Source organism: Streptococcus sp. 2018037 (assembly GCF_019754195.1).
Classification (GTDB): domain Bacteria; phylum Bacillota; class Bacilli; order Lactobacillales; family Streptococcaceae; genus Streptococcus; species Streptococcus hashimotonensis.
In genome coordinates this window covers 1-22,312 of the sequence record NZ_JAIJZQ010000004.1, presented here as the reverse complement: position 1 = coordinate 22,312, position 22,312 = coordinate 1, and the positions used below count along the sequence as shown (strand labels likewise).

General features: G+C 38.3%; 21 protein-coding genes and 2 pseudogenes. 14 read left to right on the top strand and 9 right to left on the bottom strand.

All coding sequences use genetic code 11. The features are described 5' to 3' along the window. Positions 1-16: 16 nt before the first annotated feature. The 3 genes from K5Q29_RS02385 to K5Q29_RS02375 are packed head-to-tail and all read left to right on the top strand — an operon-like array spanning position 17 to position 1,916. The gene (locus K5Q29_RS02385; RefSeq protein WP_015646851.1) at positions 17-775 is read left to right on the top strand and encodes an SDR family NAD(P)-dependent oxidoreductase; all 759 of its coding nucleotides are present in this window, start codon (positions 17-19) and stop codon (positions 773-775) included. A 16-nt stretch (positions 776-791) separates the two neighbouring features. Beyond that, on the top strand, positions 792-1,541 hold the full coding sequence (locus K5Q29_RS02380) for a DUF6287 domain-containing protein (RefSeq protein ID WP_024410072.1): 750 nt from the start codon (positions 792-794) through the stop codon (positions 1,539-1,541). Positions 1,542-1,562: 21 nt separating this feature from the next. After that, positions 1,563-1,916 carry an HIRAN domain-containing protein gene (locus K5Q29_RS02375; protein WP_002943204.1) on the top strand — a complete coding sequence of 118 codons (354 nt, stop codon included), beginning with the start codon at positions 1,563-1,565 and terminating at the stop codon, positions 1,914-1,916. A gap of 20 nt (positions 1,917-1,936) precedes the next feature. Here K5Q29_RS02375 and K5Q29_RS02370 read toward each other — a convergent pair whose 3' ends face one another. After that, positions 1,937-2,794 (bottom strand): hypothetical protein, encoded by an 858-nt coding sequence (locus K5Q29_RS02370; RefSeq protein ID WP_105139479.1) that lies wholly within the window; start codon positions 2,792-2,794, stop codon positions 1,937-1,939. Positions 2,795-2,910: 116 nt separating this feature from the next. Further along, positions 2,911-3,699 carry a hypothetical protein gene (locus K5Q29_RS02365; protein WP_105139437.1) on the bottom strand — a complete coding sequence of 263 codons (789 nt, stop codon included), beginning with the start codon at positions 3,697-3,699 and terminating at the stop codon, positions 2,911-2,913. Between the two features lie 195 nt (positions 3,700-3,894). Here K5Q29_RS02365 and K5Q29_RS02360 point away from each other — a divergent pair, with 195 nt between their 5' ends. The 4 genes from K5Q29_RS02360 to K5Q29_RS02345 all read left to right on the top strand — a co-directional run bounded on the left by K5Q29_RS02360 (position 3,895) and on the right by K5Q29_RS02345 (position 9,431). Beyond that, positions 3,895-5,592, top strand: coding sequence for an AAA family ATPase (locus K5Q29_RS02360; protein WP_105139436.1), 1,698 nt, complete (start codon positions 3,895-3,897; stop codon positions 5,590-5,592). Continuing rightward, positions 5,589-6,638 (top strand): 5-methylcytosine-specific restriction endonuclease system specificity protein McrC, encoded by a 1,050-nt coding sequence (mcrC, locus tag K5Q29_RS02355; RefSeq protein ID WP_105139435.1) that lies wholly within the window; start codon positions 5,589-5,591, stop codon positions 6,636-6,638. The genes K5Q29_RS02360 and mcrC overlap by 4 nt, the downstream gene beginning before the upstream one ends. 164 nt (positions 6,639-6,802) lie before the next feature. Continuing rightward, a complete protein-coding gene (locus tag K5Q29_RS02350) occupies positions 6,803-7,825 on the top strand; it encodes a hypothetical protein (RefSeq protein WP_105139434.1) in 1,023 nt (340 codons plus the stop codon). Then, positions 7,815-9,431: a hypothetical protein gene (locus tag K5Q29_RS02345; RefSeq protein ID WP_105139433.1), complete on the top strand. Its 1,617-nt coding sequence runs from the start codon at positions 7,815-7,817 to the stop codon at positions 9,429-9,431. The genes K5Q29_RS02350 and K5Q29_RS02345 overlap by 11 nt, the downstream gene beginning before the upstream one ends. A gap of 207 nt (positions 9,432-9,638) precedes the next feature. On the opposite strand, the gene guaA is transcribed toward K5Q29_RS02345, so the two are convergent. Continuing rightward, complete coding sequence (gene guaA, locus K5Q29_RS02340; RefSeq protein ID WP_014637936.1) at positions 9,639-11,189, bottom strand: glutamine-hydrolyzing GMP synthase; 1,551 nt, start codon at positions 11,187-11,189, stop codon at positions 9,639-9,641. 275 nt (positions 11,190-11,464) lie between these two features. Here guaA and K5Q29_RS02335 point away from each other — a divergent pair, with 275 nt between their 5' ends. The 7 genes and pseudogenes from K5Q29_RS02335 to xerS all read left to right on the top strand — a co-directional run bounded on the left by K5Q29_RS02335 (position 11,465) and on the right by xerS (position 17,621). Beyond that, positions 11,465-12,163 (top strand): GntR family transcriptional regulator, encoded by a 699-nt coding sequence (locus K5Q29_RS02335; protein ID WP_105139432.1) that lies wholly within the window; start codon positions 11,465-11,467, stop codon positions 12,161-12,163. Between the two features lie 101 nt (positions 12,164-12,264). Beyond that, a complete protein-coding gene (locus K5Q29_RS02330; protein WP_002935001.1) occupies positions 12,265-12,597 on the top strand; it encodes a putative DNA-binding protein in 333 nt (110 codons plus the stop codon). Positions 12,598-12,609: 12 nt separating this feature from the next. Further along, positions 12,610-14,184, top strand: coding sequence for a signal recognition particle protein (ffh, locus tag K5Q29_RS02325; RefSeq protein WP_105139431.1), 1,575 nt, complete (start codon positions 12,610-12,612; stop codon positions 14,182-14,184). A gap of 194 nt (positions 14,185-14,378) precedes the next feature. Next, entirely contained in the window at positions 14,379-15,047 is a 669-nt protein-coding gene (locus K5Q29_RS02320) for a SatD family protein (protein WP_105139430.1), read from the top strand. A 3-nt stretch (positions 15,048-15,050) separates the two neighbouring features. After that, positions 15,051-15,795: pseudogene (locus K5Q29_RS02315) on the top strand (DUF3307 domain-containing protein). Positions 15,796-15,860: 65 nt separating this feature from the next. Then, the gene (locus K5Q29_RS02310; protein WP_221876903.1) at positions 15,861-16,382 is read left to right on the top strand and encodes an AAA family ATPase; all 522 of its coding nucleotides are present in this window, start codon (positions 15,861-15,863) and stop codon (positions 16,380-16,382) included. Between the two features lie 168 nt (positions 16,383-16,550). After that, positions 16,551-17,621, top strand: coding sequence for a tyrosine recombinase XerS (xerS, locus tag K5Q29_RS02305; RefSeq protein WP_105139428.1), 1,071 nt, complete (start codon positions 16,551-16,553; stop codon positions 17,619-17,621). Between the two features lie 340 nt (positions 17,622-17,961). Here the strand turns inward: xerS and K5Q29_RS02300 are convergent, their stop codons facing one another. The 6 genes and pseudogenes from K5Q29_RS02300 to K5Q29_RS02275 all read right to left on the bottom strand — a co-directional run. Then, positions 17,962-19,470 carry a phosphomannomutase/phosphoglucomutase gene (locus K5Q29_RS02300; protein WP_105139427.1) on the bottom strand — a complete coding sequence of 503 codons (1,509 nt, stop codon included), beginning with the start codon at positions 19,468-19,470 and terminating at the stop codon, positions 17,962-17,964. A 176-nt stretch (positions 19,471-19,646) separates the two neighbouring features. Beyond that, on the bottom strand, positions 19,647-20,588 hold the full coding sequence (locus K5Q29_RS02295) for a sensor histidine kinase (protein ID WP_105139426.1): 942 nt from the start codon (positions 20,586-20,588) through the stop codon (positions 19,647-19,649). Further along, complete coding sequence (locus tag K5Q29_RS02290) at positions 20,585-21,253, bottom strand: response regulator transcription factor (protein ID WP_024385222.1); 669 nt, start codon at positions 21,251-21,253, stop codon at positions 20,585-20,587. The genes K5Q29_RS02295 and K5Q29_RS02290 overlap by 4 nt, the downstream gene beginning before the upstream one ends. A 38-nt stretch (positions 21,254-21,291) precedes the next feature. Next, positions 21,292-21,558, bottom strand: coding sequence for a type II toxin-antitoxin system RelE/ParE family toxin (locus tag K5Q29_RS02285; protein ID WP_105139425.1), 267 nt, complete (start codon positions 21,556-21,558; stop codon positions 21,292-21,294). Further along, positions 21,548-21,787 carry a type II toxin-antitoxin system RelB family antitoxin gene (gene relB / locus K5Q29_RS02280; RefSeq protein ID WP_015646833.1) on the bottom strand — a complete coding sequence of 80 codons (240 nt, stop codon included), beginning with the start codon at positions 21,785-21,787 and terminating at the stop codon, positions 21,548-21,550. The genes K5Q29_RS02285 and relB overlap by 11 nt, the downstream gene beginning before the upstream one ends. A 179-nt stretch (positions 21,788-21,966) precedes the next feature. Beyond that, positions 21,967-22,312, bottom strand: a pseudogene (locus tag K5Q29_RS02275) (transposase); the annotation flags it as partial.

Below are 22,312 nucleotides of genomic sequence, written 5' to 3'. Positions count from 1 at the left end.
AATAGGAGACAGAGTGATGAAACGAAATGTATTGATTACAGGTGCAAGTAGTGGTATTGGCAAAGCAATCGCTTATGTGTTTGCTGCTAATGGTGATAATATCATCATTACAGGACGAAGATTGGACAAACTAGAAGAAATTAAGCAAGATATTGAAAAGCAATACCATGTTCAGGTATCAGTTCATTCATTTGATGTTACGAATATGGAACAAACGATTGTAAATTGTCAAAAAATTTTAGAAGAAGTTGGTCAAATTCATATTTTGGTAAACAATGCTGGTCTGGCATTGGGATTGGACAAATTCCAAGACTATGATTTGACTGACATGATGACAATGATTGATACCAATATTAAAGGATTACTAACTGTGACACGTCAGTTATTGCCACAAATGGTTGAAAATAATGAGGGTCATATTATCAATATTGGATCAACGGCCGGTATTTACGCCTATGCAGGAGCTGCTGTCTATGCTGCAACCAAATCAGCTGTCAAGGTGCTTTCAGACGGGATCCGTATTGACACGATTGATAAAAATATCAAGGTAACTACGTTACAACCCGGTATCGTTGAGACTGATTTTAGCCAAGTCCGTTTTCATGGAGATAAAGAGAGAGCAGCGACAGTCTATCAGGGAATCGATGCTCTTCAAGCAAATGATATTGCCAACTGTACGCTATTTGTTGCAAATCAACCTGCACACGTGCAGATTTCTGATATGACCATTATGGCAACCAAGCAGGCAACTGGCTTTACTATTCATAGGGATTAGAGGGGAGATAGCTAGAATGAAAAGAAAATATTTAGCACTCGCTCTTGGCTTGCTCACTATCATGTCGCTTTCTGCCTGTCAAACTGAAAAGAAGGGTAGTTCCGCAAGTACCTCAACTGCTGATACCCAGGTTTCTAATGCCAATACAAGCACTTCATCAACAATCCAACGTGAGATTTCTCTTAGTTCTATGGATATAGATGCTCTAATGCAAGGCAATTACGATAGTATACTAGGCACCTGGCAAAATAGTCAAGGAAATTCACTGGTCTTCAATAGCAAAGGATTAGTAGCAGATAGCCAATCCTTACTTGGTCGCGGAAAAATAACTGACGGAATTTTTGAAACAGGCTATGTAGACGCAACGATTGGCGATGTAACACTATTAATGATTCCAAAAGGTACACAAGCAAATACAACTGAGACAGACACTACTGACTCTACGCGCGATAGAATGATTGTAATAAGCCAAGAAACAGCAGCAGACGTGGTAGATGTTTATTATCGCTTGACTAATTCAGCCACTAGCGGTATAGACCCATTAAAAAATACTGAAACAGGCGTCCAGTTGGATAGTGGGCCAAAAACGATTGATTATGCCAACTCAATTTTAGGCGAAAACAATTGGCGCGTCATTGAAGGTAACTACACGCGCACCGAATCTATTCCTTATAATATTTTGGAAGGTGATGATAATGCCCGTTACACTATTTACCAAAACGGCGTCATTATCAATGCAGATTATCAAATTGTTTATCAACCATAATGATTTTCTAGGAGGTTAGACATGACATTCACATCATTTGAACCAACACGCAATGTTCAAGATTTTCATTTGGCAGCCTTTGCCTACTATGATGGACTAGATGTAATCGACCAACTCAAACCAGGAACACCTGTTCAGCTAGTCGGAGAGCCTTCAAACCCACATGACTCAGAAGCTGTAGCAATCTTTTATCAGGGCACAAAGTTAGGATATATCCCATCGGATAAAAACTCACTAATCAGTCGGTTAATCTATTTTGGACACGGCGATATTCTAGAGGCACGTATTCAGATGTCTAATACAGAAAATCATCCTGATCGCCAGTTTCGAGTCGTTGTAAAACTAAAAGATAATCGTAAAAATGATAGTCGGTAATTTACCAAACTAACCATTTTCTACTTAACACGGAGTTGTGCTCTCCATTTTTGTTCTTCAATAATACTTAAAAAGGCTGCAAACTCCCTATCCAGGCGATGTTGGTAGGCCTTATTTTTTATTGTGAGGTCTTCAAGGAACACTGGATAGGTTCCTTTTTTATACAATTCTCCTTGAAAGAAGAAGCGGTCCGATAATTTATCAACTGAAACAAGCGAAGAACGCCAGCGGCTTTTACGAGAATGAGAAGGTTTCCAAGATATTTTTAATTGCTTCTCGTAAAAGTACCAGCCCATAATATAGATTTTAGTAATCTGATTTCGTTTTCTGTCTTGATAGAAACAAGGAACTGCATAAACATTTCCATGCTTTGTTTGCAAAAAAGGATGAAAATCTTTTATCTTTTCGTATTCTTTCTTTGGAATAAGGGTTAATTGATTATCCTTAATAACCTTTTTCTCATCAATAGTATACGAATATCGGTAGGGGTCATAAATGGTTGACTGCCCACGCGCTCTATAACGCTCTGCCATTTCCTTAAAAATAGGTAGATGTCCATAACCATCCATCAGACTAGATAGACTAAGTCCTCGTCGATTATTATTTTTCTTCACACCAAGAATCTGGCAGGTAGGCCAATAATTGATAGGAATGGCTCCTAATCCGACCAGAAGGCCGGCGCTGTCAAAATGACTGGCAAAGCGTACCTCACGAGTGTGACCAATCTCATTTTTCAAATCAACAAATACAGGTTGCTTGTCCTGTTCAAAAACAATTATATAATTTCCAGAAGACTCCGTATTTTCTCTAATTGGAACGGTGTAGAAGTGGTGAAAATTTGGTAATTCTAGTAACTTTCCAAGTGTTGATGTTTTCATAACACAAGTATAACAAAAAATATTTTTCAAATCCACAAAAATGTTTAATTCGTTAAACAAAAATAAAAAAAGCTGGGAAAGACATCCATGACGACTTTCCCACTCCCACCGTTTATTCAAGGATAGGTGATAATTGTCTTATCTACCGAATCTTCCAAAGCCTGGCGCGATTCTTCTGATAAACGCAAATCTGCAAGGGTTTGTTCTGAAAAATAGTAGGGATTTAAACTATCTACAAATGCAGAAATTGAAATGATAGCTTTCTCCAATATCAGAGATTTTTCAGTGTAAGCAAAGGGAATAGCAGACCAATCATCACTCTCAAACATTTCTAAAATATCTTTTTGAACTTGAATTTCAGCCTCATTTTTAGCTGAAACTAGGATTGCTTTTAGTGTAGTACGAAAACTCTCCTTGTCTTGCACCAAGTCTTCCAAGGTCAGCAAGCTTTCATCTGCCTTCTCATAAAAAATATCTAATTCCGTCTCTGACGAAGTAGTCACATGGAGCCAGTCAGCCTTGATACTGGTTTTCATTACTGCATAGGCAGATGTATTTTCAAAGGGACTGCTGCGCGTTTGAGGGTAGAGAACAATCCACTCTTTCTGGAATAGATTGTCAGGTTTAGCTATTTTCAATTCCTCCTCAGAAGCTGTACCAATCCGCTGGCTAATAGCAGTAGTGTCATCTTGCTGATAGAATCCAATGATACACGGATTTTGCGGACCACCTATGGCATCAATTTTCATTCCTAGATCATTAATAATACGTATGTTCAAGGAATGAAACTGCTCATTTAATAGTCGATTTTGCTCTTTTCCGAGCCAGTAAATTCCGATACAAGATAGACCAGTGGCAATAAGCAAGATAAGTAACAGCACTTTCGAGTATTTCAGCACAGCCATCACACCTTTCTAAAACGTTTTCATTCACATATTATCATATAAAAATATCAAAAGCAACTATTTTAAGGTACTGCATTAAACGGTTACGCTAGTATATAAATTCTAAGTTTACGACAGGAATGTTTAATGATAAAATATAGGTAAATTCGAACTCATAATTTAATAGGTGTAGATACAACACCGTTGGAGGATACTATGGATGAACAAAATCAATTCAATTGGGTAAACTTTTATAAGGAATTTGCTTGGAAATTAGTAGACTATAAAGATAATAGAGCAGAACTGGTTGAGAAAGTAAAAGCTATCTATACCAAAACAAAGATACATATGCCCACGTTAGAAAAGGACAATCAACTGAGAGATATTGATCCTTTTACGATATTTGGACTCTTCAATAAGCAAATAAAAGAGAAGAATCGCATCAAAATTCTGACAGCTATAGCAGAATTATTCCACCTCCAAGCGGAAATCCCATCCTCTTTTGAAAGCATACCAGTACTGAATAATCAGAATGCGACTTTCTATTACTTCATCGGAGATCGTGATGAGAAAGATATTGATGACTTATGGGAACTTTTCATTGCTGCTTTGACCTATAGCAAGGAGCCTACGGCTGAGAAGAAAGAAAAATTTTCACACTATTTTGATTTGGCTATAAACAAGAAAGGAAATGGTAACAGCAAGATTACGATGGCCTTGTATTGGATTGCTCCTGACTTTTTCTTGAACTTAGATAGCAGAAATAAGTGGTATGTGTACGAATCTGGGGAGATTCCTACTGATGTCATCAAAAAACTACCAAAGATGAAGTCAAAAATTTCTGCCGATGATTATTTTTATATATCGGACTCTATGCATCATTATTTAAACAGTGCAGAGAGCAAACTGAAAGATTTTAAAGAATTATCAGCCATGGCTTGGAAATACTCTAAACAAATCAATCACGAAGAGAAGGAAAGAAGTGCAAGAGCAATTTCTCCACTGACTGATGAAGCTGATACTGGAAACGAGATAGGTGGAGAAGAGGTAGTAGAAGATAGCTATACGAAAAATCACTTCCTATCAGAAGTCTATATGACAGAAGAAGAGTATGATAAATTAACCTCCATACTCCAAATGAAAAAGAATATCATCTTACAAGGAGCTCCAGGAGTTGGAAAGACGTTTGTTGCAGAACGCCTAGCATTTTCATTAATGGGTAAACCAGATTTAGAAAGGGTCATGACAATTCAGTTTCACCAAAGCTATTCCTACGAGGACTTCATCATGGGCTTTAGACCTTCGACAAGTGGCTTTGAGCTGAGAAGGGGGGCATTCTATACTTTCTGCAAAAAAGCAGAATCTGACAAGGGTCATGATTATTTCTTTATTATTGATGAAATAAACAGGGGAAATTTGAGCAAAATTTTTGGTGAACTGTTTATGCTGATAGAAAATGACAAACGAGGCAAGTCTTTACAGCTCCTCTACTCGGATGAGCAATTCTCAATTCCAGAAAATCTATATATCATCGGCATGATGAATACCGCAGATAGGAGTTTAGCCCTACTTGATTTTGCACTAAGACGACGCTTTGCCTTCTTTGACATTAAGCCAGGTTTTTCAACTGCGGGATTCAAAGATTATCAAATAAATCTGAAAAACGAAAAATTCGATAGACTCATTTCCTGTGTAGAAAAGCTAAATCAGGCCATTTCAACAGAGGAAGTACTGGGAGATAGCTTCTGTATTGGGCATAGTTACTTCTGCGGTTTATCGGCAGAAGTACTGGACCAAGGTTTGCTAGAAGCCATTGTTGAATATGAACTGATTCCCCTATTGAAAGAATATTGGTTTGATGAACCGACAAAAATTCATGATTGGAGTAGTAAGTTAAGGAGTACCATCCAGTGATACCTGTCCACAATATCTACTATATGCTATCTTACGCATTCAAAATCCTTCATAAGCAGGAATATAAACGGATTGCTACTGAAGAATTTAAAAATGCTGCAGATCTACTGGCGGAAATAATGAGCATTAGCCTCTCGATACAGGTAAAAAGAGGACTTGGTCGAGAGTATCGTTCTCAAACCGAGTCACTCTCGGCACTTAAAGGTAAAATACATATCGCTGAATCTTTAACACCTCCGAATTGGCGTAGAAAGCAACTTGTTTGCCAATACGATGATTTTTCTCTTGACAGTACAATGAATCGCATTATCAAAGCAAGCATTGAGATACTGCTAAAAGCTGATATAAGCAGGGACAGGAAAAAGAAATTGAGAAAACTCTTAGTTTTCTTTGGAGAAGTCTCAAAAGTTAATCTACACTCAATCAATTGGAATTTACAATATAATCGAAACAATCAATCGTATCAATTACTAATGTCAATCTGCTATTTGGTAGTGAATGGATTAATTCATACAGAGAGGGAGGGGAATAAGAAATTGATGAATTTTCTTGATGAGCGGAGGGAATCCTTGCTATATGAGAAGTTCATTCTTGGATATTATAAAAAGCATTATCCCCAAATACAGGTTACCGCCTCTCAGATACCTTGGGCACTAGATGATGGTTTTGGAGAAATGCTCCCAATCATGCAGAGTGATATTTACCTCAAATATAAAGATACTATATTGATTATTGATGCTAAATATTATTCTAGTAACACACAGATTCGCTTTGATAAGCGCACACTCCATTCAAATAATCTATACCAAATTTTTACCTATGTGAAAAATCAGGCTTATCGCCTGTCAGATTCAAACGATACAGTAGCGGGAATGCTTCTATACGCTAAAACAGATATAGATATTCAACCTAATCAGGTCTACCAAATGCATGGAAACCAGATTAGTGTCAAAAATTTGGACTTAAACCTGCAGTTTGCAAGTATTGCTGAACAACTGGATGACATCATTACATCGCATTTTCTATCCCCTCCAAAACGGTACTAGTTAGAGTTTTAAGCTAGAAAATAAAAAAGGTCTTGATAGGAATCAAGCCCTTTTTTATAAACACTTATCCAAACTAGGTAACTTCTTGTAAAGATTAAATTTAAAATACTTCTAATACCGAAATAATGATATAATATTTATTATAAAATTAGTGAGTAAAAGTTATGTATATTTTTGAGACAACTGAACAGAATAATTCCAAAGCAAATGATTTTGAAACAAAGTCGTTACTTTATTTAATGAGTTTTAAAACTGATAGTACAGATATAGATACATTTTTTGTAGATTGTTTTAATGATATTACGGGAGCAAGTAGTGACTTGTTGAAACTTTGGGATGTTCAAGCTAAGAACATTTCTTCTCTAAGACCTAAAACTATCGGGAAAAGTCTAATAACATTATTTCAAAACTTTATATCATCTGTTGATTTTTATGAGTATATTCTTTTTATTCCAAAGTTAAAATCGAACTATCTAATGGATATTTCATTAACTGAATTTAAAATTGATAATTTTAAAGATATAGCTAAAATAAGGGAGGGGCTTGAAGAAGAATATAAGCGAAGAAAGAAGCTAGGTTCGCTAAATATAAAACAATTGTCACAATTGAATACTTTTTTAGAACAGATACATTTTGTAACAGGTGATAGTTCAAAGGCCATCTATATCAAAAATATCATTCAATTTAAAAGTAATATTAGAGATGACAATTTCTTTGAGTCAGTTTTTAACGAAGTTAGAAGTAAACAAACCGAGTTAAAAAATATAAATATACATAATATTTCAATCAACAGCATTGAAGAAGTTTTAAAATTAAACAAACATCTTACTAAGAGACAATTGGAAACATTGGTTGTTAATAGGATAATTGGGGTTGAATTATTTAAACAACGTATTCCAAATGATTTCTTTGATGTAATCAATGATAAATCATCTTCGGATAGGAAAGACATTATTCAAGATTGCAACGCCAATTTATCCAGATTATTATTTGATAAAAATAGTAATAAGAAAAAATTTTGGTCACTTCTTGAACAAATATTGATTTTAGTAGAAGAGAAAGATGATATTTATCAAATTTTAAATAGAATCAAACAATATCAAATTCCTAAAATTATAAACGACGACTATACATTATTATACATGATTTCAATGGTTAAAGAAGGGATGGAAGAAAATGCTTGTTAAAAAGATTGCTTTCGGAAATTTAGAAGAAGCATTTATTGAGGAAGGTTTAACTGACGGTGTTAATATAATTTTTAGCGATGATAATAACAAAGGTAAAACGTTATTATTTCAAGCATTTATGTATTCAATTGGCAATACACCTATTTTTCCCGGAAACTTTAAAAAAGAAGATTACTATTTTTATTCAATGATTAATTGCGCAGGGGTTGATTACGAATTTTTACGAAAAAAAGACACATTTCTGGTTATTTTTCTTCAAGAATTTCATATTTTTGAAACTCTTTCGGAATTAAAATACTTTTTAAAACAACAAAAAATTTTTGATATTCCAGTGATTGAGAAAAACGGTAGGGAAAAAGTAGCAGATTTAGAACTTTTTTATGAGTTGTTTTTTGTAGGACAGGATAATAGAAATCCCTCAAATATTATTAATAAAGGATATTATAATAAGAGTGATTTTTTCAGTATGATAGTCGCACTGAAAGGATATTCTAATATTAGTAATAGTAAAGAATTAGATGAAATAAAAGAAGAAATCAATGCAGTCAAGAACGAAATTAAAGCCAATAAAAAATATTTAACATTACTTAAGACAGATAAACAAGTTTCTAGTTATTTGGATAAATTCACTAGTAATGAAGAATTTGAGAATTTTAAAAATCGTTCGAAGCAACTAAATGATAAAATTGGAGAAATAAAACGAGACCGAAATAGAGAACAAGCTAGACAGGATAAATTAGTTCAACTATTGAAAGAGCTTAATTCGCTTAATAGGGAAATAAAAAGCGGGAATGTTTATTGTACTGATTGTGGAAGCTCTCACATCAGCTTTAAAAATCGCGATGTTAATTTTGACTTAAGTAATGCTGAGGTTAGGAAGCATGTTTTAAATTCTATTGATTTTCAAATTTCAATGAGCAAAAATGAAGTTACCGAGTTAAATGAAGAACTTAATAAAATTCAAGATGAATTAAAAACTCTTTTAATGGATACCCCTAATGATTTTAGAAAAAGTTTATTGTATTCTGAAATTATCAAAACAGATATGAATTATGATGATAAATTGTTGGAACTAGATAGAAAACTACACAGCTTACAATTTGATAAATCAATTATAGAACAAAAAGGATTAACAAATAGGGATGGAATAAAATCAATTAAAGAGAATGTTGTTGCAAAAATGAATACTCTTTATAAAGTGATTGACCCAGATGGAAAGTTAGTCTTTGATGATTTATTTACTAAGAAGGAAGCTACATATTCGGGAAGTGACGGACAAGTATATTATTTTTGTAGACTAATCTCTCTAAATAATTTATTAAAACATACTTATCCTATTATCAATGATTCTTTTAGAGAGGGGGAAATTTCAACTAGAAAAGAGGAACTAATGATTGATTATTATAAGAAATTAAATAAGCAAGTTATTCTTTCAGCTACCTTAAAAAATCAAGAGTATGCTGTTGATAAATACTCAAATATAGATGGTGTAAATGCCATTGACTACAGTATAAATGATGACAGCAAGATTCTTAATTCAAAATATACTGATGAGTTTATACTTATTTTAAAAAAGTTTAATATAGAAACATCGACAATTTATTAAAAATCTTTTTCAGTTTTACGAATTCCTGTATTAATTTTAAAAAAGAAATAGAGTATAAAAAAGAATTAGCTAGAAATTTTTTCTGGCTAATTCTTTTTTCGGGGGGATTTAGGGGGGAATCAAACGAAGATTCGCCCTTTTTAGACTAATTTGTTCCTGCTAAACTGCTGTAGAATCGCTATTTTGAAGGTAAATCAAGCCTCTCCATTATTCCCACTCAACTGTTGCTGGTGGTTTACTTGTTATATCATAGACGATGCGGTTGACGTGGTCTACTTCGTTTACGATGCGGACAGAGATTTTTTGAAGAACATCCCATGGTAGTTTGGCAAAGTCAGCTGTCATTCCATCGACAGAAGTGATAGCACGGATGGCGATAGTGTAGTCGTAGGTACGACCATCTCCCATGACACCTACGGAGCGAACGCCAGTATTAACCGTGAAATATTGCCACACATCGCGGTCAAGACCCGCTTTTGCAATTTCCTCACGCAAGATAGCGTCAGATTCGCGAACGGTTTGAAGTTTTTCCTCAGTGATTTCACCCATGACACGAATGGCAAGGCCTGGTCCTGGGAATGGTTGGCGCCATACAACTTCATCCGGCATACCAAGAGCAGTACCGAGGGCACGAACTTCATCCTTAAAGAGAGTATTGAGCGGTTCAATCAACTTGAACTGCATATCTTCTGGCAGACCACCAACGTTGTGGTGAGATTTAATTGTTTCAGCAGTATCCGTTCCTGACTCGATAATATCGGTATAAAGTGTTCCCTGAGCCAAGAATTCAACATCCGTCAATTTGCTTGCTTCGTCGTCAAATACGTAAACAAATTCATTACCGATGATTTTACGTTTCTTCTCAGGGTCAGATACGCCAGCAAGTAAATCCAAGAAACGCTTAGCAGCATCAACGCGAATAATATTGAGACCGAACTTGCCACCCAACATCTCCATAACCTGATCGCCTTCATTCTTACGAAGAAGTCCGTGATCAACAAAGATACAGGTCAATTGGTCACCAATAGCGCGTTGGAGCAGGACCCCAACAACAGAAGAATCGACACCGCCTGACAAACCGAGCAAGACTTTCTTGTCACCGACTGTTTGGCGGATTTTTTCAATTTCTGTTTCGATGAAGTTTTCCATTGTCCAGTCGCCTTTGGCTCCACAGATACCAAACGCAAAGTTTTTCAAAATATCGTTTCCATATACGGAATGACGAACTTCTGGATGGAATTGGATACCGTAGATACGGCGTTCAGTATTTTCAATAGCAGCAAAAGGACAGTCAGCAGACAGACCAACCAAGTGGAAATCAGCAGGAATTTCAGTTACAGCATCCCCGTGGCTCATGAGTACAAGCTGCTCTTCTGGTGTTCCAGCAAAAAGCGCTGATTCAGTCTTCAGTTGAAGATTTGATTGACCATATTCACGATTTCCAGCCTCACCAGCAGGAACAACCTTACCTCCCAATTTATGGGTAATTAACTGCATACCATAGCAAATCCCTAAGATAGGAATACCCAATTCAAAGATTTCTGGATCAATATCAAAGGCATTTTCTGCGTACACAGAGTTTGGTCCACCTGAAAGAACGATACCAATTGGATTGATGGCACGGACTTCCTCAGCTGTAATTTTATGGTTTTTCAATTCTGAAAAGACACCAAATTCACGAATTCGACGTGAAATAAGTTGGTTGTACTGGCTACCATAATCCAATACAATAATTTTTTGGACATCTTGTTTTGTCATGTTTTTCCCTTTCGTTTTGAAAAAAATTCAAATACTAGTAGTTATTTTAACATAAAAGCGAACATTTTCCAAATTTTATTTGTTAAATATCTGTTTTGCAAACTATGAATGATAATAAAAATGTTAGTGTTCGTATTTTTATTGTTTTTACTTACTTTATTTTAGGTAATCTGACTTCATTGTTTGCCTAGGAGAATTTTACCAATAGAGTGTGGCCTGAATTAGCCAAACGCCTTTATTTTTGGTAAACTAGAAAGAAGAGAAAGGCTAGATAAATGAAAGCAGCATATATCACAATTCACGATAAAATTAAGGAACAAATCGATAACGGAATCTGGAAAATTGGTCAACGTTTACCAAGTGAACGCGATTTAGCAGATGAATTTGGTGTTTCTCGTATGACGCTCCGTCAAGGAATCACACTTTTAGTGGAAGAAGGGGTGCTACAACGCAAGATTGGTTCCGGTACTTATGTCGCCAGTACACGGGTTCAAGAAAAAATGCGAGGAACGACTTCCTTTACTGAATTAGTACAACTCCAAGGAAAGACGCCACGCAGCAAATTATTATCCTATACACGAACCAAACCTAATGAAAAAGAAGTTGAACAATTAGGTTTATCCCGGGGTGAGTATGTTATTCGAATGGAACGGGTCCGCTATGCAGATAATGTTCCCGTCGTGTATGAGGTTGCCAGCATTCCTGAACGCTTGATAAAAAATGTCCCCAAAGAAGATGTTACCAACCATTTCTTTAAAACACTTATGGACAATGGTTATCGAATTGGAACGAGCAAACAAACCATTTTTGCTCGTTTAGCCAATGACAAAGTGGCTCAATATTTACAAATTTCTAAAAACCAGGCTATTCTCGCACTAAAACAGGTATCTTATCTCGAAGATGGTCAAGCATTTGAATTTGTAAATAGTCAGTACGTTGGAGAACGTTTCGAATTCTATTTAGAAAATAATTAACATAAAAATAATTATGTAAAACATTTTAAAATCCGTAATCTTTCTGGTGATGACGGATTTTCTTATTTATAAAATATGGAATTTTTGATATAATAAAGTTTATGGAAATTGAAAAAACCAACCGAATGAATGCCTTATTTGAATTCTACGCAGCCTTGCTAACAGACAAGCAAATGAACTACATTGAGCTCTATTATGCCGATGATTACAGTTTGGCTGAGATTGCTGAAGAATTTCAAGTCAGCCGTCAGGCGGTCTATGATAACATTAAACGAACAGAAAAATTACTGGAAGACTACGAGATGAAGCTACATATGTATTCTGACTATGTGGTGCGTAGCCAGATTTTCGATGAAATACTGAACAAGTATCCAGAAGATGCTTATTTGAAGGAAAAAATCGCTATTCTAACCAGTATTGATAATAGAGAATAAGAGGAGAAGTATATGGCTTTTGAAAGCTTAACAGAACGTTTGCAGAATGTGTTTAAAAATCTGCGTCGTAAGGGAAAAATTTCTGAGAGTGATATTCAGGAAGCAACCAAGGAAATCCGTCTAGCCTTACTAGAAGCCGACGTTGCCTTGCCAGTTGTCAAAGACTTTATCAAGAAAGTACGTGAACGTGCTATCGGTCATGAAGTCATTGATACTCTGAACCCTGCTCAACAAATCATCAAAATCGTTGATGAAGAATTGACGGCTGTATTGGGTTCTGAAACTTCAGAAATTATCAAATCACCAAAAATTCCAACTATCATTATGATGGCTGGTTTGCAGGGTGCTGGTAAAACGACCTTCACAGGTAAGTTGGCTAACAAACTCAAGCAGGAAGAGAATGCCCGTCCACTCTTGATTGCTGCTGATATTTATCGTCCAGCTGCCATTGACCAGTTGAAGACCCTTGGTCAACAAATTGATGTACCTGTATTCGAGTTGGGCAATCAAGTCCCTGCCCTGGAAATCGTTCGTCAAGGTTTGGAGCAAGCTAAAGCTAATCATAATGACTACGTTCTGATCGATACAGCAGGTCGTTTGCAAATTGACCAAGCCCTTATGGCCGAATTGAGAGAAATCAAAGAGTTTGCTCAGCCAAATGAAATCCTCTTAGTCGTCGATGCCATGATTGGTCAGGAAGCTGCCAACGTTGCGCGTGAGTTCAATGATCAACTGGCTATTACTGGTGTGATTTTGACCAAGATTGACGGTGATACACGTGGTGGTGCAGCCTTGTCTGTCCGTCACATTACTGGTCAGCCAATCAAATTTACCGGTACTGGTGAAAAAATCACCGACATCGAAACCTTCCACCCAGACCGTATGTCCTCGCGTATTCTGGGCATGGGTGACATGCTGACCTTGATTGAAAAAGCCAGCAAAGAATATGATGAGAAGAAATCATTAGAACTCGCTGAAAAAATGCGTGAGAATACCTTTGATTTCAACGATTTCATCGATCAATTGGACCAAGTTCAGAATATGGGACCGATGGAAGACCTGCTGAAGATGATTCCAGGTATGGCTGGTAACCCAGCTCTTGCCAACTTGAAAGTTGACGAGCGTGAAATTGCACGAAAACGAGCTATCGTATCTTCTATGACGCCAGCCGAACGTGAAAATCCTGAATTGTTGACACCGAGCCGTCGTCGTCGTATTGCTAATGGTTCTGGAAATAGCTTTGTCGAAGTCAATAAATTTATCAAGGATTTCAACCAAGCGAAAAACATGATGCAGGGTGTTATGTCAGGCGACATGAACAAAATGATGAAACAAATGGGAATCAACCCAAATAATCTACCTAAAAACATGCCAAACATGAACGGTATGGATATGTCTGCTCTTGAAGATATGATGGGCGGTGCAGGCATGCCTGATATGAGCCAACTGATGGGAGGGGCTGGTATGCCAGACATGTCCCAAATGTTTGGAGGCGGTTTGAAAGGTAGAATCGGCGAGTTTGCTATGAAACAAGCCATGAAACGCCAAGCCAATAAAATCAAGAAAGCCAAAAAGAAGAGAAAATAATCTCTTCTTTTTTACTTTTTATTCGAAGAAGTAAGATACAGCAATATAAAATAGAAGTAGCAAAGCAGAAAAAATGATTTTCGAACCCAAATTATTTCCATTATAACGGAAATAATCAAAAATGTCCTTTTTAGTGGACAATCTTTATATTGTCCGTTATAATGGAAAAAATAATAGAAAACAGAGGACAAGTTATGAATTATATCGCAATAATAGGAGATATTGTCAATTCAAAACAGACTTCCAACCGCTCTAGTATCCAAGAGCGGCTAAAACAACAGCTGAATAGAATCAATCATTCCTTCGCTCAGGACTTCGCATCTCCTTTTACCATTACAAAGGGAAATGAATTTCAAGCCTTATGTAAGCCTAACCCTTATATTTTTTTGATGATTGACCAAATCCAATTAGCCTTTCGTGATGAGGTGGAGATTCGATTCGGAATTGGTTTGGGTGAGATTCTAACAGCTATCGATCCCAAGCTAAGTATTGGAGCAGATGGTCCAGCTTATTGGGAAGCACGCAAGGCTATTGACTTCATTCATGACAACCACGACTATGGCACCAGCAAAATTGCATTTTCATCTGAATACAAACAAATCGATCGTGTGATCAACCCCTTGCTAACTTCTAGCGATTTCATCAAAGCTGCTTGGAATCGTTCGCAAACGGATCTGTTTGAAACCTTAATCTCCCAAAAAATCTATCAAGAAGATTTCACACAAAAGCCAATTGCTGAGAAAATGAAACTCAGTCAAAGCGCCTTTACCAAACGTTTGAAATCCAGCGGAATCAAACTCTACCTGCGTAATCGCCAAACTGCCATGAATTTGATTCTCCAGCTCAGTCAGAAAGAAGGATAAAGCATGTCATTTTCAGTTATTTCTAGCTATCTTATTCAACATCCAGTTTTAACCGCCTTGCTTATTGCCCACTTTTTAAGTGATTTCACCTTCCAAAGTCAAGCACTGGCAGATGCTAAAAAGCTTCAGTTGAAAGCTCTTTTCATGCACCTTTTCATTGTTGCTATCCCTCTTCTTATTCTAGCCTTACTCACCCCCGTTCAAAACGGAGATTTATTTTTTCAAGTTTGGCTGAGTCATCTTGCGATTGACTATGTCAAATATTTTCTCAACAAACACCATTGGATAAAGGACTCCTGGGAAGCTGGAGCATTCTTAGCTGATCAATTGCTACATATCATCTCAATCATCATTCTTTATCACACTATCGGTGTTAATGTCGCTTCACACTCACTCTGGATTGAACCAAATTATCTCCTCCTGCAAATCCTTTTTATCCTTCTGATCAGCAAGCCCGTCAGTCAATATTCTTTTCAAACTCTACTTTAGCAAATATCAGGTAGCGGAAGGAGAAGAAGAGCAGACTGTGACAGGTGCAGGAGCCTTGATTGGTCAATTGGAGCGCCTCATAATGGGAATTTTTCTGCTTCTAGGCCAATACACAGCTATCGGACTGGTATTTACAGCAAAGTCCATCGCACGCTATGATAAAATATCCAAAAGCCAAGCCTTTGCTGAATACTATTTAATTGGTTCGCTATTTAGTATCATTAGTGTCCTAGTATTATATGTTTTATTGATTTTATAGAAGAAAAAAGTTTACATAATTTATTTTGTGTAAACTTTTTTTGTGAAAATAGAAAGGAATACTATATGATTATTTGGTTAAACGGCCCATTCGGTGTCGGAAAGACTACTTTAGCAAATATATTACACAAACGAATAGAAAACTCATATCTCTATGATCCCGAGTTACTAGGTAATTTCTTACAACATCAATTACCTCAAACTGTATGTCCTGAAGATTTTCAAGATTATTCCGTTTGGCGACAGATTACTTATAAAATAGTATTTGATTTAGCGGCTAAAACTGATAAGATTATTATTATTCCCATGACAATCTATAAGAAACAATATTATCAGGAGATTATTCAGCAATTGATAAAGGATAAGATTCCTTTGGAACATTATATTTTGTTAGCTGACAAAACAACCATTTTAGAACGTTTAGATAATCGAGTCAATGAAGACAACATCTGGGCCAAAAGGCATCTTGATGTTTGTTTAAAAGCTTTTGAAAGTCATATTCCGGGGCAAAGGTTAAACACAGACAGTTTGAAGCCAGAAGAGGTTGCGAAGGAGATTCTAATGCTCAGTGAGTTTACCTTGAAATAATGTAGATTTTTGAAATTTTGGGTGTGAAAAAAATTTCCAGTTATAGCAATTTTCTTTGGTTATATTAAAAATATCCTCACATACATCTTTCCGAAAAACTATAATTTTCTTGAAACTTATATAAGATTATGCTATACTACTCATATAGTTAAAAATCAGGAGAAAATGATGAGACGCGAGTTATTATTGGAAAAAATTGATCTGCTGAAGGAAATTATGCCTTGGTATGTTTTGGAATATTATCAGTCCAAGTTGGCTGTGCCCTACAGTTTTACCACCTTGTACGAATATCTAAAGGAATACCGTCGTTTTTTTGAGTGGTTACAGGATTCAGATTTGGTCGCTGTCGAACGGATTGTTGACATTCCGCTGGATGTTCTGGAACATCTGACCAAGAAAGATATGGAGGCTTTTATTCTTTATCTGCGGGAGCGTCCCTTGCTGAACGCCAATACCACGCAGAATGGTGTGTCGCAGACCACCATTAACCGTACCCTGTCGGCACTTTCTAGTCTCTTCAAGTATTTAACCGAAGAAGTGGAAAATGAGCAGGGCGAGCCCTACTTCTACCGCAATGTCATGAAGAAGGTGTCGACCAAGAAGAAAAAGGAAACCTTGGCAGCGCGGGCGGAGAATATCAAGCAAAAGCTCTTTTTGGGCGATGAAACGATGGAGTTCTTGGACTATGTTGATAAAGAATACCAGGTAAAGTTATCCAAACGTGCCCTCTCATCCTTCCAGAAAAATAAGGAGCGGGATTTGGCGATTCTGGCACTTCTCTTGGCTTCTGGCATCCGTCTGTCAGAAGCGGTGAATTTGGACCTTCGAGATGTAAACCTCAAGCTGATGATGATCGAAGTAACCCGTAAAGGAGGTAAACGGGACTCGGTCAATGTAGCTGGATTTGCTAAGCCTTATCTGGAAGCCTATATGAGCATTCGTCAGCAACGCTACAAGGCTGAAAAAACGGATACAGCCTTCTTCTTGTCTGAATACCGTGGTCTGCCCAATCGTATCGACGCTTCTTCTATTGAAAAAATGGTGGCTAAGTACTCTGCGGACTTCAAGATACGTGTGACACCCCACAAACTCCGTCACACGCTGGCAACACGGCTCTACGACGCCACCAAGTCGCAAGTTCTGGTCAGTCATCAGCTGGGCCACGCCAATACCCAGGTCACCGACCTCTACACTCATATCGTCAACGATGAGCAGAAAAATGCTCTTGATCAGTTGTGATGTTGCGTAAATTAAATTATGTAAATAAAGTATTAAAAGAGCTGGAATCAAATCCAACTCCACTACTAAAAGTTTGTGTCAACATCTCAGCGCAGTGGTTGATTGGCTTTAACAGTCTGGGAGACTGTTAAAGGTGGGAGATAGGATTTGCTTCGCAAATCTCAGCACTTCGTGTTTCACACTCCAAATCCGACCTATACGACTGAAGCGAATAGAGTTCGCCTTATTTCCAACCTCCAACAGTCACTACTCTGACTGTTGGAGCTGTGCGGGGGTGGGGATACGAACTCCTTTTTATTTGTCGAGTTCTTCCCCACTCCCACTCCTTTTTCTACTAAATCTAAATCAATTCTTTCAATTTGTCCTGATTGACAGCTAGGTATTGGTCCAAAAAGGCTGAGAGTGTTCGTAAAACGGCAGGAATATAGCCAGTCTGGTCATTCTCCACCTGCAAGACCAAGAGTGGCTCGTGGAGGCTCATACGGAGCAAGAGCCAGCCGTCACCATAGGGTTCGGTCAGGTCAAACCGCACTCCTTCTTCGTTTTCTGGGTTAAAAGCAAAGCCTTCGATACTGGTTTGGCGGAGGTTAGCAATGACCTGTTCACCCAGTGCGCGATAATCTTCTGCTTCTAGTTTGAACCGCACTTCTTGGGTTTCCAGCGGTTGTTTGAGCTGGGCAATCAAGTCGTCCAAGGACTTGCCTTCCGCTTGTAGTTTTGGTAAGAGCATGAGAATCTTAGCCGCCACATAGGTTCCGTCATCGAGGAAGTAATTTTCTTTAAAGGCAGCATGTCCAGAGGTTTCGATAGCCAACTGGCAATCAACTCCCTCTTGGTTGGCTAAAATAGCACGGTTAATCACGTTGCGGTAGCCTGAAATATAGCGAATTTGTTTGCCACCCAGGCTTTCTATAAAGACTTTAAGATGCTCAGTTGTTGGGGAATTGGTCACAATGCTGGTTCCTGGATGTTCAGCTAGGACAATCTGGCTGAGAACGGCAATCAGGTTGTTACGATTGAGAATTTCTCCTGACTTGGTGACCAGGGCGGCACGGTCAACGTCTGTATCAAAGATAATGCCTAGATCTGCCCCTTGCTTCAAGACGGCCTGGCGAATGCTTTCCATCGCTTCCTTGTTATCTGGGTTTGGAACATGGTTTGGAAAGTTTCCGTCGGGATCTAGGAATTGTGAGCCTGTGGTATCTGCTCCCAATTCTGCTAGAACTTTCTCAGCAAAAAATCCGCCTGCACCGTTTCCAGCATCGACGATGATATTAAGTCCTGTCAGTGGTTTTTCTTGTCCACCACAGGCGGTACGAATTTTACCAACCAAGTCTTGGGCATAAGGCGTAATCAGGTCTGCACTGGTAACACTTCCAAGGGAAGAAGCTGGCAAGTCTTCACTATGCGAGAGGATGAAGTCAATATCTTCGTGCTCCGCTCCGCCATTTTCCGAAAAAATCTTAATGCCGTTGAAGTAATAAGGCAGGTGGCTGGCAGTGATCATGACACCAGCGTGGCACTTGAACTGAGGATACTGGGTGCTCATGAAGAGAGCTGGCGTGGTGGCCATGCCAAAGTCAATCAGCTGAACCCCCAGACGAACGGCTTCTTCTGTAAAGGCTGCGACCAAATCTGGACCACTGAGGCGGCTGTCTCGACCGATACCGATGGTCAATTGGCCTTTTTGATAGGCCTGCGCTAGTTCTGGCTTCTGTGTTAGCCAATGAATAAGTCCGCGAGCCACTTCCTTGGTAGCTTGTGGAGTGAGATTGACAGCATATTCGTCTGTAGCGATAGCAATGCCGCGAATATCTGATCCATTTTGCAAGATGTGATGATGGGACATAGTAACCTCCTAATCGTCGTTTAGTTTATCTTTTATTACGTCGTTAACTCGCTTTGCCGTACTCCAGTACTGCCTGCAGCTCGTTGCCTAGTACTAAAAGCAAACTAAATGACTTTATCAGTTATTCTAGTATAGCATAATTTCAAAACGCTTTCAAAATGAAAAAAGCACAGCTTTTACTGTACTTTAGTGATGCTTACAGTTGTACCAACTTCCAGTTGACTTTCCACTGAAATAGCTAGTTCCAACTGATTCAAGACCCGCTTGGTCAGATACAATCCAAATCCTGTCGCTTTTTGATGTTCACGGCCATTAAAACCTGTAAATCCTTCGTCAAACAGGCGCGGAATGTCCTCTGCAAGAATCCCAATTCCCGTATCGGAAATGGAAATTCCCCCATTCAATTCAATGGCCACCTTACCACCAGTCTTATTGTACTTGAGGGCGTTGTCGATGATCTGCGATAGGGCAAAACTGAGCCATTTCTTATCGGTCTTCAATAGCCAATTTCCATCGATGGTCACTGAAATGTCTTTTTGCAAGAACTGATTGCGGTATTTTTTGACCAAGTCCACAACCACTTCTCTCACTTCTACCTGTTCAAATCGAAAATCGCTGGCATGGTTAGTCAGTTTGAGGTAATTGAGGAGATTTGCCATGTAATTGTTCAAGCGTAAGAGCTGGTGATTGACATCCTGCTGGTTGAGATTATCAGTCTGGCTCATCAAAGACAGGGCAGCCAAAGGCACTTTCATCTGATGAGACCACATTTTGACCATGGCTTGCAGGTCCTCTTCCCTCGACTTATAATCCAAGAGCTGCTCCCGCGTCGCCTCCTTCTCCGCTTCAATCAAGTTGAGATAGGCAAGGTCCACAGGCTTATTAAGCAGGGGCAGAGCTTCTTCATGGACATAGTCTTCCAAGGCTCTCATGCGGTTGCGAAACTTCCAGAAAAGGCCCACTGTCAGTAGGATTAAGAGGGTTAGGGACAATAGCAGAGCGTTTTGCAGGAATTCGGTGGGCAGTTTGTAAAGTAAAAAGAGCAAGATAAAACTACCAGCCAAGACCAGATAGGCGAAATAAAAACTACGGTATTCTCGTATAAATTTTGCTATCATTTGACCAAGTACCCCACGCCACGAACAGTATGAATTCGGTCAAAACCCACTTCACTCACCTTCTTACGCAGACGAGTCATGTTGACATTGAGGGTATTCTGATCGATAAATTCTTCATTTTCCCAGAGTTTTTCCAAGAGTTCTTCCTTGCTGACAATCTGTCCTTGTCTTTCTAGTAAGGTGGACAAAATCTTGGTTTCAGTAGGTGAAAGCTGAACCTGTTCCGATTCGCTTGAAAAACGCCCATCCAAACTAAGCTGGAATTGGTCGATAGACAAGTCAGTTGATTTGCTGAATTGATTGACCCGACGCAGGAAGGCACCGATTTTGGCATCCAAAATTCCCAGTGAAAAAGGCTTGGACACAAAATCATCGCCACCCATGTTCATAGCCATGACCGCATTCATCTCATCATCGCTAGAAGAGATAAAGATAATGGGCATGGTCATGGTTTTACGGATTTCTGTCGTCCAATAAAAGCCGTTGTAATAGGGTAGGCTAATGTCCATCAGCACCAAGTCTGGTTTGATTTCCGCCACTTCCTGACTAACAGCTCGGAAATTCTGCACACTTTCTACTTGATAAGATTTTCCCAAATGCTGCTTCAAGAGTTGGACGATCATCTCATCATCTTCAACAATATAAATCTTTTCTTTTTTCATCATCTTCATTCTGCAAAAGCCAGGACACAGGTCTTGGCTTTCTATTTATATATTTCTTTCCGATGCCCGACTTCAAGGGCCGTTACAATCAATTTGTCACCTTCAATACTGACGATAACCCTGTAATTGCCGATACGATAGCGCCATTGGCCAGAACGATTAGCAGTCAAGGCTTTTCCGTATTGTCTAGGGTTGTCGCAACCGTCAATATGCTTGTAGAGATAGCGCAAAATCAAACTTGCAGCGGTTTTATCCATCTTTCGAATTTGCTTTTGGGCCTTAGCAGACAAAATAACCTTATAACTCAATGCCCAACTCCTCAGCCATTTGTTCTAGTGTTATCGGCTCAATGCCGTTTGCCAAGTCTTCTTGGTATTCTGCCCAGGCTATATCTGCCACACGCGCATCATACTCATCTTCAAGGGCTTCAAGGGTTTTAGTCCGAATGAGTTCTGACAAACTCACGCCTTCAAACTTTGCCATAGCCTGCATAAAAAGCTTGTCCTGCTCAGAAACTTTCAATGTAATAGCTGCCATTTTCTCACCTCTTCTAGTATTCCATTGGTATTACCATTGTAACACCATTTCCTAAAAAAAGCAAAAAGAGACTGGGCAAAAACTAGCCAGTAAATAAAAAACACAGATAGATTCAAGCTGATTCTGATGAAATTCAGCCGAACTGTCTGTGTTTTTCTTTCTGCTTCTACTATCTTGGACTAATTTCTTAGCCAATTTCGTGAGATTCATGCTCATTAGGAGGAATCCTATCTCAGTTTCAACCACCTTTTGACCTCTGACATGGACTCTGCGCACGCCAAAAACACCCTTCATCCTACCAAATACAGGTTCGACATCCACCTTGCGTTTGGCATAAATGCGGGCTCCCTCTTTACTTGTCAATTTCTCTTTGACTAAGTTCTTGAAATAGTTCCACGTAGGATTATACTGAATTTGTTTGAGGTTTCCTTTCTCTGTCCGTGCTAACTGGTCCAATTCCTCGCTAGCTTGTACTGGATCAGCTTCGTAAATCTTAATATCTTTCTCAAATCCATTCTGCTCCGT

Excerpts from the sequence above, each read along its gene's own strand:
- K5Q29_RS02385 (WP_015646851.1), top strand. The coding sequence starts at position 17 with ATGAAACGAAATGTATTGATTACAGGTGCAAGTAGTGGTATTGGCAAA.
- K5Q29_RS02380 (WP_024410072.1), top strand. The coding sequence starts at position 792 with ATGAAAAGAAAATATTTAGCACTCGCTCTTGGCTTGCTCACTATCATG.
- K5Q29_RS02375 (WP_002943204.1), top strand. The coding sequence starts at position 1,563 with ATGACATTCACATCATTTGAACCAACACGCAATGTTCAAGATTTTCAT.
- K5Q29_RS02370 (WP_105139479.1), bottom strand. The coding sequence starts at position 2,794 with ATGAAAACATCAACACTTGGAAAGTTACTAGAATTACCAAATTTTCAC.
- K5Q29_RS02365 (WP_105139437.1), bottom strand. The coding sequence starts at position 3,699 with ATGGCTGTGCTGAAATACTCGAAAGTGCTGTTACTTATCTTGCTTATT.
- K5Q29_RS02360 (WP_105139436.1), top strand. The coding sequence starts at position 3,895 with ATGGATGAACAAAATCAATTCAATTGGGTAAACTTTTATAAGGAATTT.
- K5Q29_RS02350 (WP_105139434.1), top strand. The coding sequence starts at position 6,803 with ATGTATATTTTTGAGACAACTGAACAGAATAATTCCAAAGCAAATGAT.
- K5Q29_RS02345 (WP_105139433.1), top strand. The coding sequence starts at position 7,815 with ATGCTTGTTAAAAAGATTGCTTTCGGAAATTTAGAAGAAGCATTTATT.
- guaA (WP_014637936.1), bottom strand. The coding sequence starts at position 11,189 with ATGACAAAACAAGATGTCCAAAAAATTATTGTATTGGATTATGGTAGC.
- K5Q29_RS02335 (WP_105139432.1), top strand. The coding sequence starts at position 11,465 with ATGAAAGCAGCATATATCACAATTCACGATAAAATTAAGGAACAAATC.
- K5Q29_RS02330 (WP_002935001.1), top strand. The coding sequence starts at position 12,265 with ATGGAAATTGAAAAAACCAACCGAATGAATGCCTTATTTGAATTCTAC.
- ffh (WP_105139431.1), top strand. The coding sequence starts at position 12,610 with ATGGCTTTTGAAAGCTTAACAGAACGTTTGCAGAATGTGTTTAAAAAT.
- K5Q29_RS02320 (WP_105139430.1), top strand. The coding sequence starts at position 14,379 with ATGAATTATATCGCAATAATAGGAGATATTGTCAATTCAAAACAGACT.
- K5Q29_RS02310 (WP_221876903.1), top strand. The coding sequence starts at position 15,861 with ATGATTATTTGGTTAAACGGCCCATTCGGTGTCGGAAAGACTACTTTA.
- xerS (WP_105139428.1), top strand. The coding sequence starts at position 16,551 with ATGAGACGCGAGTTATTATTGGAAAAAATTGATCTGCTGAAGGAAATT.
- K5Q29_RS02300 (WP_105139427.1), bottom strand. The coding sequence starts at position 19,470 with ATGTCCCATCATCACATCTTGCAAAATGGATCAGATATTCGCGGCATT.
- K5Q29_RS02295 (WP_105139426.1), bottom strand. The coding sequence starts at position 20,588 with ATGATAGCAAAATTTATACGAGAATACCGTAGTTTTTATTTCGCCTAT.
- K5Q29_RS02290 (WP_024385222.1), bottom strand. The coding sequence starts at position 21,253 with ATGATGAAAAAAGAAAAGATTTATATTGTTGAAGATGATGAGATGATC.
- relB (WP_015646833.1), bottom strand. The coding sequence starts at position 21,787 with ATGGCAGCTATTACATTGAAAGTTTCTGAGCAGGACAAGCTTTTTATG.